This is a genomic window from Cyclobacterium sp. L-R (assembly GCF_056859355.1).
Genome location: NZ_JBSXOH010000075.1, coordinates 127267 through 141809, shown reverse-complemented (window position 1 = coordinate 141809; position 14543 = coordinate 127267). Strand labels below are relative to the sequence as shown.

Below are 14543 nucleotides of genomic sequence, written 5' to 3'. Positions count from 1 at the left end.
CTGATTTTCTTGCGATTGTAACACTTCCCGTAAACACGGGACAGGCTATTACGAATCCTATTACATAATCCGGGTTTAAAAATTATCTTTTGTTATCCATAGTTAATTGAAGCAATAAGCGGCTCTCTGACCCTAGGGGTTGGTCAATTTGTTTCAGCGAAAAGGCCTCAGTAGTAAAGCTATACTCTCTTTATAGTAAGATTATAGAATTGCCTTTGCCTATTTTCGGTTAAATTGGTTTAATTTACGCTTTCAATTGAAACCAGAAAACCTATGGCAACAACAGATAATCCCAATAGGAGAAACTTCATAAAAAAGACAGCCTTGGGCTCAATGGCTGCGCTATTGGGCACCAAAATCGTCTATGCACTTCCTGAAAACTACACCCCTGTGGCACTTGAACAGGACAATGATCCTGGCAAACTTTTTGGGAAGCATAAGGACATGATTGTATTAAATAACAAGCCCTGGAATGTGGAATCCAGAGCCCACTTATTGGACGATGATGTCACCCCTGCAGATAAAATGTTTATCAGAAATAACGGTTTGATTCCTGATAAAATCGATGTAGACAACTGGGCCCTAACTATAAAAGGTGAGGCCATGGAAGGAGAAAAAACCTACACCCTTCAAGAGCTTAAGACAAAATTTCCCGTCCACACCTATCAACTCGTCCTCGAATGTGGGGGAAATGGCAGAAAAGAGTATTATCCACCTGCCAAAGGAAATCAATGGTCATTGGGAGCTGTATCTTGTGCCAAATGGACAGGTATTAGGCTGAAAGACTTATTGAAAGATGCTGGCATAAATGACAATGCCGTTTATGTAGGCTACCATGGTGCTGACAAACACATCAGTCGTGACCCAAACAAGCAGCCAATATCAAGAGGAATACCCATTAGCAAAGCCATGGACGATTACACCATTATAGCATTTGCTATGAATGGAGAAGATATACCTATAGCTCATGGACATCCTCTGCGATTAATTGCATCTGGGTTCCCTGCTTCTGTTTCAGGAAAATGGCTGGAAGGCTTATCCATAAGAGACAAAGTTCATGATGGTGAGAAAATGGCAGCTCCCTCCTATTCAATCCCCAAATTACCAGTAGAACCTGGTGCTGAGGTGAAAAACGAGGACATGAAAATCATTGAAAGCATGCCTGTAAAATCTCTGGTTTCCTACCCTAAATCAGGGGCAATAATAAAACCAAATCAGGCCCTAGAAATCAGAGGTCATGCATGGACAGGTGCTGAGCATATCACTAAGGTGGAGTACAGCATTGACTTTGGAGCCACCTGGCATGCTTGCAATCTTGAGAAAGCAGCAAACCGTTATTCTTGGCAACATTTTAAAGCCAAAATAAATTTCCCTCAGGAAGGTTACTATGAAGTTTGGGCAAAAGCTACGGACAACACAGGACTTAGCCAACCGATGGTTACACCAGGTTGGAACCCTAAAGGATACCTTAACAATGCTTGTCATAGAATTGCTATAAAAGTATCATAATATGGGACAATTAACTGGAAAATTTAAAGCCATCGCTGCAACAATTCTAATTGTCCTAATTGCTATTGGAGCTTACCTTTGGTCCGCCAAAGATCCTTCTCTAGCAGATGGGGAGTTTGTTAAAGCTGATGCGCCAATTGAGGCGAATCCTTTGGACTCTGAGATAGAAAATGGCATACACCTACCCACTGGTTTGATTGCAGATGAAGGGTTAAATCTTGTAATAGCCAATTGCACGGCATGCCACTCTGCAAAACTGGTTACACAGAATCATGCCAACAGGGAGGGATGGAAAAAAATGATCAGGTGGATGCAAAGTTCCCAAAACCTTTGGGATTTGGGAACACAAGAAGAGGTCATCCTTGATTACCTGTCTAAAAACTATGCCCCAGAAAGCTCCACCCAAAGCAATATGGGAAGAAGAGCACCTCTGATGGACATAGAATGGTATGAACTGAAAAACTAATTTATGGTCTTTCAGCCACAAATATTTGCGCATAGCCTTCAACATCTTTGTTGAAGGCTATTTTTTTACCTGTATTTGAATAGTTTATCGCATACGGTTTAGTTTCAAACTTGGGGCTAATAGCGTAGGCTTCTCCAGCATTTCCCTTCTTGTCTACGGTATTGACATAAACCTGATTATCGCAAACATAGGCAAACTCTCTGGTTTTAGGATTCCACCTTACAGTACTCTGAACGGGAGTTGAATGAAAGGAGACCTGCTTGGGTTGCCCCCCATTAACGGATATTAAAAACACCTGGTCAATCCCATTCTCATCTTTGGCCAGATAGCTTAAAAGCGCTCCATCCATTGAAGAGCTTACCCAGTGTCTGAATTCCGTAGTAACTCCCGGATATTTTTCCTCTTCAGTGAAAGTAACTCTTCTTGTTATGGCACCGGCTGGAGGCATGGGCATGGTCGTGGAAGTTCCCGCTAAAGGACCTTCCGGTCCTTCTACGTCTAAATCCTCTGGCACATCCACTATAAAGACCTCTGTAAGTTTCTTTCCATCTTTGGTCACAAGGTCACCAAGAAATGCCCTTGCCCTTTGCCAACTTCCATCTGGTTTCTGATAGCCATTATTACCTACCCACCAATCACTATAAGCCTTGCTGATTTCTTCACTTCCAGGCTTGGGGTTAGCCACTACTTTTACTACCAGCACGGAATACCATTCTCCCTGAAAATTTTCACCTTGACCAGATTTAATCTTTGGGCTTTTTTTATTTCTTTTGGACACCCCTACAGTCCTTAAATTATAGGTCTCTCCGGTTTTCTCTTCCAATTCTACCATAATGGCATCATTGTAGGTATAACCTAACCAGTCACCATCCCCACTCCATTGGTGCCTATGGGTACCTCCGCGTAAAGCACCAGCAGTATAGGGCGCCACTACATCCCGGCTATCCATCCAGTAGGAGCTATTATTTGATTCATTGACGATTCTCCCAACACGTCTATGCATGGCATAGGGCTTATCTTTACTTGCTGGAGGCAAACCATGAATAAAAACAAGCTCATTTTCTGTTGGATGATAACTCACCGCCCCTACACCTGGACCAAAATCATTGGCATTCTTGGTCTTATAAACGACTTTGGTGTTACCTGATGCAACATTTACCTTTTCAATAATGGCATTTTCTCCAATCCCCCCTTCATTGGGTCTAGTATCATAGACTATCCAGGCATCATCCGGAGAAAAATTCTGGTTATTGTCCATCGCATGGTTCTTGGCTTGATTGGTCAATTGCTTAACCTTCCATATTTCCTGAGAAAAGAGTGTTGAGGTACTCATGATTAATAATACGGGTAAAAGCCAGTTATTTAGTTTATTAAGGGTCATTTGCTTCAAATAATCAAATTAAGATTTCTAATATACGTCAGAAAGACCAATTTGTACCATTATTTTATGCCTTCTAAAGGCATAGTCCCTTTTTTATCTAACTTATTTTATTAATATTTCTATTTGATTGACATTAATTTTAAAACCATGAAGTATTTAATAATAATTTGTTTTTTCACTTACTTTTTTCACCCTGTCAGCGCCCAACAAATTGACTGGGAAAGCATAGCTCCAGGTGTATGGAGAGGCACTGTGGGGGAAGTAGAAGAATACGATCTGCTTTCTGCTTCGGGGTCAAAGCCTAATTTACCTGCTTTATCCCGATTAGGGCAGGTCATTTTCCCATTAAATAAGGAAGAGGTTAATGCCAAGTTATTGGATGGGAAAACTTATTTACAATTACCACTTGATGAGAATGAAGAGATTTTTGGCTTCGGCTTAAATTTCAAAACCGTTCACCAACGTGGCAGAATTATGCGGCTTCACATGGACCATTATGGAAACCAAGACAATGGCAGGACGCATGCACCTGTTCCTTTCTATGTAAGCAGTAAAGGATATGGTGTTTTTATCAATTCCTCCAGGTATTTGGATGTTTATGCAGGCACAGGGTCTAGGTTGGACAGTAAAAACCCAGCGAAAGCCTTGGACAGAAACACCGACCCAGAATGGACAGCCAGTCCCTATTCTGATGCAGTTGAGATTCTCGTTCCTGCTAAGGGAGTAGAATTCTATGTTTTTGCTGGACCATCTATTCTGGAAGCTGTACAACGTTTTAATTTATTTAACGGCGGTGGCCCTATCCCACCCAGATGGGGATTGGGTTTTACACAAAGAGTGCACAGGCTATTTAATCAAGATCAAGTATTGGCCGAGGTCAATGAATTTGAAAAAAAAGGGTTTCCTTTGGATTTTATAGGCTTGGAACCAGGTTGGCAAAGTAAATCTTATCCCAACACATTTGCCTGGGATAAAGAACGTTTCCCCAATCCGGAAAAACTTATTCAAAACCTGAAAGAAAAACACATCAGTTTAAATCTATGGATCAACCCTTATGTTTCTCCAGAAGCCAGTTTTTATAATGAGCTTAAGCCCTATTATGGAAGCCATACAGTTTGGGCAGGAGCCGTTCCTGACTTAAGTATTCCTGCAGCTCAAAAAATTTACTGGAAAACCTTTAAAGAATCACATATTGAACCTGGAATAGGTGGGTACAAGATTGATGAGGTGGATGGCTATGACAGGTGGCTTTGGCCAGATGTGGCCGAATTCCCTTCTGGACTAGCCGCCGAACAACTCCGACAAACCTACGGCCTACTTGTTCAACGTCAATCCAGTCAACTTTTTCGAGAAGAGAACCGTCGAACCTATGGCTTGGTAAGGGCCTCAAACGGAGGTGGTGTTTCCTTTCCCTATGTAATTTACAATGATTACTACGATCATAGAGATTTTATTACCGCATTGGTTAATAGTGGCTTTTCAGGCCTTTTGTGGACTCCTGAAGCACGGGCATCAAAAACTGCCGAAGAATGGTTGAGAAGATTCCAGACCGTTGTTTTTTCTCCTATGGCCATGATCAATGCCTGGGCAAGCGGTACAAAGCCATGGTCCTACCCTGAAGTAGAAGAAGAAATTAAAGAAATGGCGCTATTAAGAATGAAAATGATGCCTTATTGGTACAGTAGCTTTGCCCTTTATCATTTTGAAGGAATCCCTCCCTTTAGGGCCATGCAATTTGAGAATGGATTTACTATAAAAGAGGAAAAGGAAAGCAATGGCCTAGCAAACCTTGAGAAGAATCCTTACAACGAAGCCATCAAAAAAGAATTAAAGGATCAATACATGGCTGGTCCTAATTTATTGGTAGCACCTGTCTTTGCAGGTGAAAGTGAACGGAAGGTGGTATTACCAAAAGGAAAATGGTATGACTTTTACACAGGAAAATACGTTGGCAATGGTGAGGTCATTACAGTTAACGCTCGCTTAGACCAAATTCCCGTTTTTGTCAAAGATGGTGGAATAGTCCCATTAATGGACCCCATGCTCCATGCTCCCGGTAAAAACCAAAGTTATGATTTGAAAATACTCCACTATGGTGAATCACCCGGCCATTTCACATTGTATGACGATGATGGAATATCCTATGATTATGAAAATGGGCACTATTCTTGGAGAGATATAAATGTAATAAAAGAATCCAACGGGAAATGGAAAGGCTCCATTTCAGCTGTTGGCGATCAAAAGCCAAACAATATTGGAAAAGTGACTTGGGTATTTATGTCCGAGCAAGAAGGACAAACTCCACTAAAATAAAGGAAGGAATTTAGACCTTCCCCTAAGGGTTTAAACCCGAAATATGCAATAGACATTCTATTACATAATCCGGGTTAAAGTTAACGCATAAACAGACGCCTACCCATACTTTTACCATAAAACTATAGCACATAATCAACTAATTTTTGCAACCATCTCTTTTGGAAATAAAATATTTATTCTCTACCAATAGAGGAACATTTCGAGCTGCTTTAAGTTAGAAGCAGCAATTTATTAAAATAAAACACAAGCCTAAAACAAAAAAACGATGAAAAAATACCTACTTACTAAAAAAAGCTGTTTTGCCTATTTCACTGTATTTGCAGTGGCCTTGGCTTTTTCAGCTTGTTCTACTAAAGTTACTTTCCCTGTTTCTAATATTGTACCAGCAGCAGAACCAACTGCTAGCATCAGCAAAAACAAGGAGGGGGCTTATGAAGTAAAAATAAACATCAATAATTTGGCACTGCCAGAACGACTGTCTCCTCCAAAAAAGCACTATATGGTATGGATAGAGGCTTCAGGACAGGGAATTACTAAACTTGGAGAGATCTCAAACAACCGAGGTGTTTTCAGTAATAAAGGCAAAGCATCCTTTGAAGCAGAGACCATGTACAAGCCTACAATGATTTTGATTACGGCAGAAAACAGCATGGATATTACCTACCCAGGATCTAATGTAGTGTTAAAAAGCAAACCCTTTAAAGTAAAATAACATTTGGAACAAAGGCTATCTTATTTGATAAAATATATTATTTTATAATTATCAATAAGAGATTTAAATACTTTTCCGAAATTTAATTCTTACTTTTGCGTCTTAATAATATTACACATGCAGAGTATTCGAAATATTGCAATTATTGCACACGTTGACCACGGAAAAACAACCTTGGTAGATAAGATAATACACGCCTCAAAACTTTTTAGGGAAAATCAGCAATTTGATGACCTAATACTAGACAGTAATGATCTAGAGAGGGAAAGAGGCATTACCATTCTTTCAAAAAATGTTTCAGTAAGGTACAAAGATACCAAGATAAACATTATTGACACCCCTGGTCACGCTGATTTCGGCGGAGAAGTTGAAAGGGTTTTGAAAATGGCAGATGGTGTTATTCTTTTGGTTGACGCTTTTGAAGGACCTATGCCCCAAACACGATTTGTATTGGGCAAAGCACTTGAGCTTGGTCTTACACCTATAGTAGTGATCAACAAAGTGGATAAAGAGAACTGTCGTCCTGATGAAGTTCATGAAGCAGTCTTTGATCTAATGTTCAACTTGGATGCAACTGAAGAGCAGTTGGAATTTCACACCTTGTACGGTTCAGCCAAAAACAACTGGATGGGTGAAGACTGGAAAAATCCTAACGACACCATTTTTCCACTTTTGGATGCGGTAGTTAAATACATTCCAGAGCCTAAAATTGATGAAGGTACTACTCAGATGCAAATCACTTCTTTAGATTATTCAAATTTCGTTGGCCGTATCGCCATTGGAAGGATAAAAAGAGGAAACATTAAAGAAGGACAACAATACGCACTCTGCAAAGAAGACGGCGTTATAAAGAGAGTTAAAGTAAAAGAACTTCACGTATTCGAAGGATTAGGTAAAAATAAAGTAACCGAAGTTCAAGCTGGAGACATTTGTGCCATCACAGGTGTAGAAGGTTTTGACATTGGAGATACAATTGCAGATCTTGAAAATCCAGAAGCATTAGAAAGGATCTCAATTGATGAGCCTACTATGAACATGCTTTTCACGATCAATAACTCACCTTTCTTTGGAAGAGAAGGCAAGTTTGTTACTTCTCGCCATTTGAGAGAGAGGTTGATGAAAGAAACAGAGAAAAACCTTGCACTAAGAGTAGACCCTACGGATAGTGAAGATAAATTCTTGGTATATGGTAGAGGTATTCTCCATTTGTCAGTACTTATCGAAACAATGCGAAGAGAAGGTTACGAATTACAAGTAGGTCAGCCTCAGGTTATCTATAAAACAATAGACGGCGTTAAGCATGAGCCTATTGAGACCTTGGTAGTAGATGTACCTGAAACTTCTGCAGGAAAAGTAATCGAACTAGCCACCCAGAGAAAAGGAGAACTTTTGGTAATGGAACCTAAAGGTGATTTACAACACCTAGAGTTTAGCATTCCATCCAGAGGATTAATTGGATTGAGAAACAATGTATTGACTGCTACCCAAGGTGAAGCGATCATGAATCACCGGTTTGCTTCCTACGAGCCATTTAAAGGCCCTATCCCAGGAAGAATCAATGGTTCGTTGATCTCTATGGACTCAGGTCAGTGTACGGCTTATGCCATTGATAAATTACAAGATAGAGGAAACTTTTTTGTGGATCCAGGAGATGACCTTTACACTGGTATGGTTATTGGCGAACACTCAAGAGACAACGATATCGTGGTAAACGTGCAGAAAGGTAAGCAACTTACCAATATGCGTGCATCAGGATCGGATAACAATGCAAAAATTGCTCCAGCCAAAAAATTCTCATTAGAAGAATCTATGGAATATATCCAAAAAGATGAATATCTCGAAATTACTCCAAAAAGTATACGGATGAGAAAAATCTATCTGGAAGAAAATGAAAGAAATAGAGCTGCCAAAGCGCAGAATTCATAATAGAAAAAAGGATGGAAAAATTTTCCATCCTTTTTTTTTACTCAAACATTAAGCAGATACTGTTAATTAGTTAATTTTACATTTCAGATTAACTCGATATTTGGCAGGCAGTCAATTAATCCCCAAATACCAAGTGACGTTTTAAATGAGATACAATTATGAAAAAAATTGCAGTATATACCTCTGGTGGGGATTCACCAGGAATGAATGCATGCGTTAGAGCAGTAGTAAGGACAGGGATTTATCATGACCTGGATGTTTATAGTATCAAATACGGTTATGATGGAATTATTAATGGAAACATTAAAAAAATGCAGTCTCACTCTGTAAGTAATATTCTTCAAAGAGGAGGTACTATACTTAAATCTGCCCGAAGCAATGAGTTTCGCACCAAAGAAGGGAGACAAAAGGCCTTTGACCAACTAAGTAAGCACGGAATAGAAGGATTGGTTGCAATTGGTGGAGATGGTACTTTCACTGGGGCAAAAGTTTTTTACGAGGAATTCGGAATTCCTATTGTAGGTTGCCCAGGAACCATCGACAATGACATTTATGGAACAGATTATACCATAGGTTTTGACACGGCTGTCAATACCGCTTTGGAGGCTATTGATAAGATCAGAGATACTGCCGCAGCTCACGACCGTGTGTTTTTTGTAGAAGTAATGGGTAGAGACAGTGGATACATTGCTATTGAATGTGCCATAGGAGGTGGTGCAGAAATGGTAATGGTACCTGAAACCATCACTACAGCCAGTGAAGTCTCAGATTACCTTAAAAATTTAAGGAAAACAAAAACTTCCAGTATTGTGGTTGTAGCTGAAGGTGATGAAGAAGGAGACGCAGCTACCATCATGGAGAAGGTAAAAGCCGAATTCATTGGTGATGAGAAAAAATTCAAAGTAACCACATTAGGCCATATACAGCGTGGGGGAAGCCCTACAGCCAAAGACAGGCTCTTGGGCAGCAGAAGCGGGTTAGCCGCGGTAGAAGGCTTGATTAATGGTAAATTCAACTGTATGGCGGGTATCATAAATGACCAGGTTGTATACACTCCTTTTGATGATTGCATCAACAAAAGTAAACCATTGAATAAAGATTACCTTAGGCTTCAAGAGATCTTAAGCATTTAAATATGGGCTTTATTCCAATTTTCATTACCCTAGGCGGATTTGTTTTTTTATTTATGATGGTTGTCAATCATAATTTAAAGCAAAAAAAACAGCTATTTGAGACTGAATTAACTCAGTTCAGCTCAACGACTAAAAGCCTTTTTAAATCAAGCAATGGGAATGAGCACATTTCAGTTGTAAAAAGCATTAAGGAAGCAGAAGCACTTTATCATACTCTAAAAAGCAATGAAAAAACACATAGCGAAGCAGTCACAGCCCAGAAAAAATTAGGAGAAATCCGAATGCTTAGGCACAATTACAACAAACTAATCAAAACAAAACCTTATAGTTTTGTAGCCACACTAATGGGACATCATTCCATTTGATCTTTTATTAGGGAGAGCATACTATTGATTTCATCCGGATGAAACCAATGGTATGCCTTGTCTCTTTTCAGCCAGGTAACCTGTCTTTTGGCATAGCGTCGAGAGTTTCTTTTCAAAAGCCTTATCGCTTCTTCCTTGTCATATTCACCATCTAGACAGGCAAAAATCTCTTTATAACCGACGGTATTAAGTGCATTTAAATCCCTATAGGGGTACATTTCCTTTGCTTCTTCAAAAAGACCATTGCGAATCATACTATCCATCCTTTGATCTATTCTTTGGTACAATTCCTCTCTATCACGAATCAAGGCTAATTTGATTGTCTTGAATGGACGGAAAACCTTCTTTTTAACCCTAAAGCTACTAAAAGGTAATCCAGTACCTTGACACACCTCTAAAGCCCTAATCAAACGTTGCGGGTTTTGCTTATCTACAATATTGAAATAATCAGGATCTAATTTTGATAATAATTCTTGAAGGGGCTGAATCCCTTCTTTTGCATAAAGGGCATTCAATTTTTCACGTATCTCCTGATCTACTTCAGGAATATAATCCAGGCCTTCAACTACCGCATCGGTATATAAACCAGAGCCACCCGTCAAAATCAATAAATCTTTTTCTCTAAACAAATCGTTTATACAATTCAACGCTTCTGATTCATACATTTTGACATCATAGGCATCGTGAATAGATTTATTGCCAATGAAATAGTGAGGTACCTTGGCCAATTCACCCGCAGTAGGCTTGGCTGTCCCTATATTAATTTCTTGGAAAAATTGTCTACTATCGGAGGATATTATGACAGTATTAAATTTTTTGGCTAAATTTATGCACAAATCAGTTTTTCCAACAGCGGTTGGACCTGCAATCACCAGGATTATTTTATTTAATGGAGTCAAGATTCAATTTAGCTATTTTAAAGCTCCGAATTTAAGAAAATTCGAACATGAAAAACAAAAAAGTCTTGATAGTAGACGACAATGCGCTGAATAGAAGGGTATTTGAAAATGTAATCGGACACAATTATTTTTTTGAATCTGCATCAGACGGGCTAGAAGCTATAGAATTATTAAAAAACAACAAATATGACATCATATTGATGGATATTCAAATGCCGAAACTAGACGGTATAAGTTGTTTAAAAATAATCAAGGAGGAAGAAATAACTGACATTCCAGTCATTGCTATTTCTGCCTACTCCAATCAAGGAGATCGAGAATATTTTTTATCGACCGGCTTTGATGATTTTATTGCCAAGCCTGTAAAACCCAAGGATCTGTTGGAGGCCATCCATTTTCACCTTAATCAAAGCCCAAACAGAAAAAACATCCCTGAAAAGGAACAATCCATTAATGGAGACATTAATGAATCAGTAATCCAACAACTATTGAAATACCACAGCTTGGAAAACATTAAATCCGTATATGGTGATTTTTTAGAGGAGGCTGAAAACCTTACTCAAGAAATAAAAATATTAGCGGAATTTAATAAATTTGAAGAAATTGGAGAAAAACTTCACATATTGAAAGGTAATTCAGGAACACTTGGTATTAATGTAATGTTTAAGGTTACTTCTTTATTTGAACAAAAAATCAAAAATTCATCCACGGATGGAATAGCTGATGACATCGATCAATTAAAGTCCAGCCTGAGCAAATTCAAACAATTACTTGAAAACGATAAAATTTTTATAAAATATGAGTGATGCAAAAAGAGTATTGGTAGCCGAAGACAGCTCAGTTATTATCAATCTAACAAAGAATGTTCTATCCTTTGAGAATTTTTCAATAACTGCTGTTAAGAATGGCCAACAAGTTTTAGATAAACTTGAAAAAGAAGATTTTGATTTGATCCTAATGGACATCAATATGCCGGTAATGGACGGTGTGGCTTGTACAAAAGCCATTAGAAAACTCCCAGACCCAGTAAAATCTAAAATTCCAATCATCGCCATCACTGGGAATTACAAAAATTTCACTTTGGATGATTTCAAAAAAGCGGGATTGGACGATTATGTTCAAAAACCCCTGGATTACGATTTGCTATTGGTTACCGTTAAAAAACATATTTACAAGTAAAATGACCGTCAAATACACCAAAAACTTTTTGGATAAATTAGAAAATATCTTTGCCTCATCAGCGTATCACCTACGTTATGAGAAAGGCAATTTTAAATCTGGTTTTTGTATTTTAAAGGAAACAAAAATTGTAATTATAAATAAATATTTCACCCTTGAAGGTAAAATCAATGCCTTGTTGGACATTCTAAAAGAGCTTGATTTTAACCCTCAATCCTTCGAAGATCAAAAGCAACAAGATTTTCTTATTGAACTTAAACAAACAGAATTGAAGCTTTGAAAATCAAATTTTTAGGAACTGGAACATCTCAGGGTGTTCCGGTAATAGGCTGTAACTGCAATGTATGCACCTCTTTGGATTTTAGAAACAAACGCCTTAGAACCTCATTACACCTGGAAATTAACGGACTTAGCATTGTTATCGACACTGGCCCGGACTTTCGCACACAAATGCTTAGAGAGGCTGTAACCCACCTTGACGCGGTTCTTTTTACCCATGAACACAAAGACCATACTGCAGGACTTGATGACATACGTCCATTTAATTTCAAGCAACAAATGGACATACCGCTATATGGCACTGTTCAGGTTTTAGAGCAAATTAAAAGTGAGTTTTCCTATATCTTTGCCAAGACCAAGTACCCAGGAGTTCCAAGGGTATTATTGAATGAAATATCCAACACTCCATTTGTAATTCAGGGCAATAAAATCAATCCTATCCAGGTCATGCACCATAAGCTACCTGTTTTTGGATACAGGTTCGGGAATTTCACTTATATCACAGATGCAAATTATATTTCACCTGAAGAGATTGAAAAAATAAAAGGCAGTAAGGTTTTGGTAATTAATGCCTTGCAAATAAAGCCTCATATTTCCCATTTCACCCTTTCTGAAGCACTAGAACTCATCTCCATAATTGCTCCTGAAAAAGCATACCTGACCCATATAAGCCATACAATGGGCCCACATCAGGAAGTGACCGAACAGCTGCCTCGCAATGTTGAGATAGCCTATGATGGCTTAAAAATCCAACTTTAACATGCACCTTAATTATCACTTCTTTAAATTTTTATGCCCCGCTTTAAAAGCTGAAATTCTAGGTGGCACTATTACTTCCTGCTTTTCTCAAAACAAAGAGGAGCTTATCATTGAACTAAAGAAAACCGATGGCAATCCTTTCTTTATTCGGGCTTTACTTTTACCTGCTAATACAAGTATAAGTTTCCCTAAAGACTTTAAAAGAAGTAAAAAAAACAATGTTGATCTCTTCCCTGAAATAATTGGAGAAAAAGTCACGGATATTCAGCTACTGAATTTTGAAAGGGCTTTCTACATCTGCCTTAACGACACCCATGTCCTACTATTTAAAATGCATGGCAGTAGGTCTAATATTGTCTTATACAAAGACAAGGAGGCTACTCCCTATACCATCTTTAGAAAAGAACTTAAAGAGGACATGGGCCTTAAAATTCAAGAGCTTGAAAAATCCTTAGAATTAACTGAGGCAAGATTCAAAGAACTAAAAGGAAATGCCTCACAATTTCTCCCTACACTGGGCAAACTACCCAGAGCTTGGCTCAAGGAAGCCGGCTATCTGGAAGCGGACATAAACACCCGGTACAAGCTGATGGTGGAAATTATGGACTTGCTTGACAGTCCATTTTTCTCAATTCTCCATAAAAACGACAATTATTTCCTCACCCTTTTACCTTGTTCCTCTTCAATTGCCAGCACCACTGACCCTTTAGAGGCCTGCAATATTTACTTCCAGAAAGCAGTAGTCAGAAAAAACTTTGAGAATGTCAAAAACCAATTGCTTCGAAACCTTCTCGATAGACGCAAAAAAACAGTAAATTACATCAATAAGACCAGTCAAAAACTGGAAGAAATGGAGAACGACTCTCCTCCTAGCCAAACGGCAGACATCATCATGGCCAACCTTCACCAAATCCCCAACGGGGCAGAAAAAGTGAGCCTTTATGATTTTTACACCAATGAAACACGAGAAATTACTTTAAAAAGAGGCCAAAGTCCCCAAAAGTTTGCGGAGCAACTTTACAAAAAAAGCAAAAACAAGAAAATTGAATTCGAGCAATTACGTAAAAACCTGGCCCAAAAAGAAAAAGATCTAAAGGAGATTGTCAAGGAAGAGGAAGTTTTGAACCAATCTGAAGACTTCAAATCAATTAAATCACTCATCAAATCTGAAAACAGATCATCCAAAAACCAAGCCCAGCTACAATTACCTTACAAGCGATTTGAAACAGAAGGGTTTGAGATTTGGGTTGGAAAATCTGCTAAAGCAAATGATGAGTTACTAAGAAGGTACACTTGGAAAGACGATCTATGGCTTCATGCGAAGGATGTAGCTGGATCACATGTAATCATCAAGACCCAATCAGGCATGACGCCAACCAAGAGCGTTCTAGAACGAGCTGCTGCACTAGCCGCCCATTATTCAAAAAACAAAACATCGTCCCTTGCAGCCGTTATGTACACCCCATGCAAATACGTCCGAAAGGTGAAAGGTTCTCCACCTGGGGCTGTGATGGTGGACAGGGAGAAGGTAATTTTAATAAAACCTGAGGGGCCCGAAGAAATATAAGCAAATACACAGCTCAGAAAGGGCTTGCTTGTCACTTTGATATCTAAAAATC

General features: G+C 38.8%; 14 protein-coding genes. 12 read left to right on the top strand and 2 right to left on the bottom strand.

Annotated features, from left to right (window positions below; genetic code table 11):
* Positions 1-273 precede the first annotated feature (273 nt).
* Both AC13EX_RS14060 and AC13EX_RS14055 read left to right on the top strand, forming a co-directional pair.
* Positions 274-1509, top strand: a complete 1236-nt coding sequence (locus AC13EX_RS14060; RefSeq protein WP_482893169.1) for a sulfite oxidase — start codon at positions 274-276, stop codon at positions 1507-1509.
* A gap of 1 nt (position 1510) precedes the next feature.
* Positions 1511-1975 (top strand): hypothetical protein, encoded by a 465-nt coding sequence (locus AC13EX_RS14055; protein ID WP_048640424.1) that lies wholly within the window; start codon positions 1511-1513, stop codon positions 1973-1975.
* 1 nt (position 1976) lies between these two features.
* Here AC13EX_RS14055 and AC13EX_RS14050 read toward each other — a convergent pair whose 3' ends face one another.
* A complete protein-coding gene (locus tag AC13EX_RS14050; RefSeq protein WP_482893168.1) occupies positions 1977-3308 on the bottom strand; it encodes a DUF3748 domain-containing protein in 1332 nt (443 codons plus the stop codon).
* Between the two features lie 195 nt (positions 3309-3503).
* On the opposite strand from AC13EX_RS14050, the gene AC13EX_RS14045 reads away from it, so the two are divergent.
* The 5 genes from AC13EX_RS14045 (at position 3504) to AC13EX_RS14025 (ending at position 9808) form a co-directional block, all read left to right on the top strand.
* On the top strand, positions 3504-5669 hold the full coding sequence (locus AC13EX_RS14045; protein ID WP_482893167.1) for a glycoside hydrolase family 31 protein: 2166 nt from the start codon (positions 3504-3506) through the stop codon (positions 5667-5669).
* Between the two features lie 268 nt (positions 5670-5937).
* Positions 5938-6384 carry a hypothetical protein gene (locus tag AC13EX_RS14040; protein WP_482893166.1) on the top strand — a complete coding sequence of 149 codons (447 nt, stop codon included), beginning with the start codon at positions 5938-5940 and terminating at the stop codon, positions 6382-6384.
* A 117-nt stretch (positions 6385-6501) separates the two neighbouring features.
* A complete protein-coding gene (gene typA, locus AC13EX_RS14035) occupies positions 6502-8310 on the top strand; it encodes a translational GTPase TypA (protein ID WP_048640427.1) in 1809 nt (602 codons plus the stop codon).
* A 158-nt stretch (positions 8311-8468) separates the two neighbouring features.
* A complete protein-coding gene (gene pfkA, locus AC13EX_RS14030) occupies positions 8469-9443 on the top strand; it encodes a 6-phosphofructokinase (protein ID WP_048640428.1) in 975 nt (324 codons plus the stop codon).
* Positions 9444-9445: 2 nt separating this feature from the next.
* A complete protein-coding gene (locus AC13EX_RS14025) occupies positions 9446-9808 on the top strand; it encodes a hypothetical protein (RefSeq protein WP_482893165.1) in 363 nt (120 codons plus the stop codon).
* Here AC13EX_RS14025 and miaA read toward each other — a convergent pair.
* Positions 9796-10707 carry a tRNA (adenosine(37)-N6)-dimethylallyltransferase MiaA gene (miaA, locus tag AC13EX_RS14020; RefSeq protein WP_482893164.1) on the bottom strand — a complete coding sequence of 304 codons (912 nt, stop codon included), beginning with the start codon at positions 10705-10707 and terminating at the stop codon, positions 9796-9798. The genes AC13EX_RS14025 and miaA overlap by 13 nt on opposite strands.
* Before the next feature lie 47 nt (positions 10708-10754).
* Between miaA and AC13EX_RS14015 the strand changes: the two genes are divergently transcribed.
* From AC13EX_RS14015 to AC13EX_RS13995, 5 genes are read left to right on the top strand one after another with little or no spacing between them, the layout of a single operon-like run.
* The gene (locus AC13EX_RS14015) at positions 10755-11513 is read left to right on the top strand and encodes an Hpt domain-containing response regulator (RefSeq protein ID WP_048640431.1); all 759 of its coding nucleotides are present in this window, start codon (positions 10755-10757) and stop codon (positions 11511-11513) included.
* Entirely contained in the window at positions 11506-11886 is a 381-nt protein-coding gene (locus AC13EX_RS14010) for a response regulator (protein ID WP_048640432.1), read from the top strand. The genes AC13EX_RS14015 and AC13EX_RS14010 overlap by 8 nt, the downstream gene beginning before the upstream one ends.
* 1 nt (position 11887) lies before the next feature.
* Positions 11888-12166, top strand: coding sequence for a hypothetical protein (locus tag AC13EX_RS14005; protein ID WP_048640433.1), 279 nt, complete (start codon positions 11888-11890; stop codon positions 12164-12166).
* On the top strand, positions 12163-12924 hold the full coding sequence (locus AC13EX_RS14000; RefSeq protein ID WP_482893163.1) for an MBL fold metallo-hydrolase: 762 nt from the start codon (positions 12163-12165) through the stop codon (positions 12922-12924). The genes AC13EX_RS14005 and AC13EX_RS14000 overlap by 4 nt, the downstream gene beginning before the upstream one ends.
* 1 nt (position 12925) lies before the next feature.
* On the top strand, positions 12926-14491 hold the full coding sequence (locus AC13EX_RS13995; protein ID WP_482893162.1) for an NFACT RNA binding domain-containing protein: 1566 nt from the start codon (positions 12926-12928) through the stop codon (positions 14489-14491).
* Positions 14492-14543: the final 52 nt, after the last annotated feature.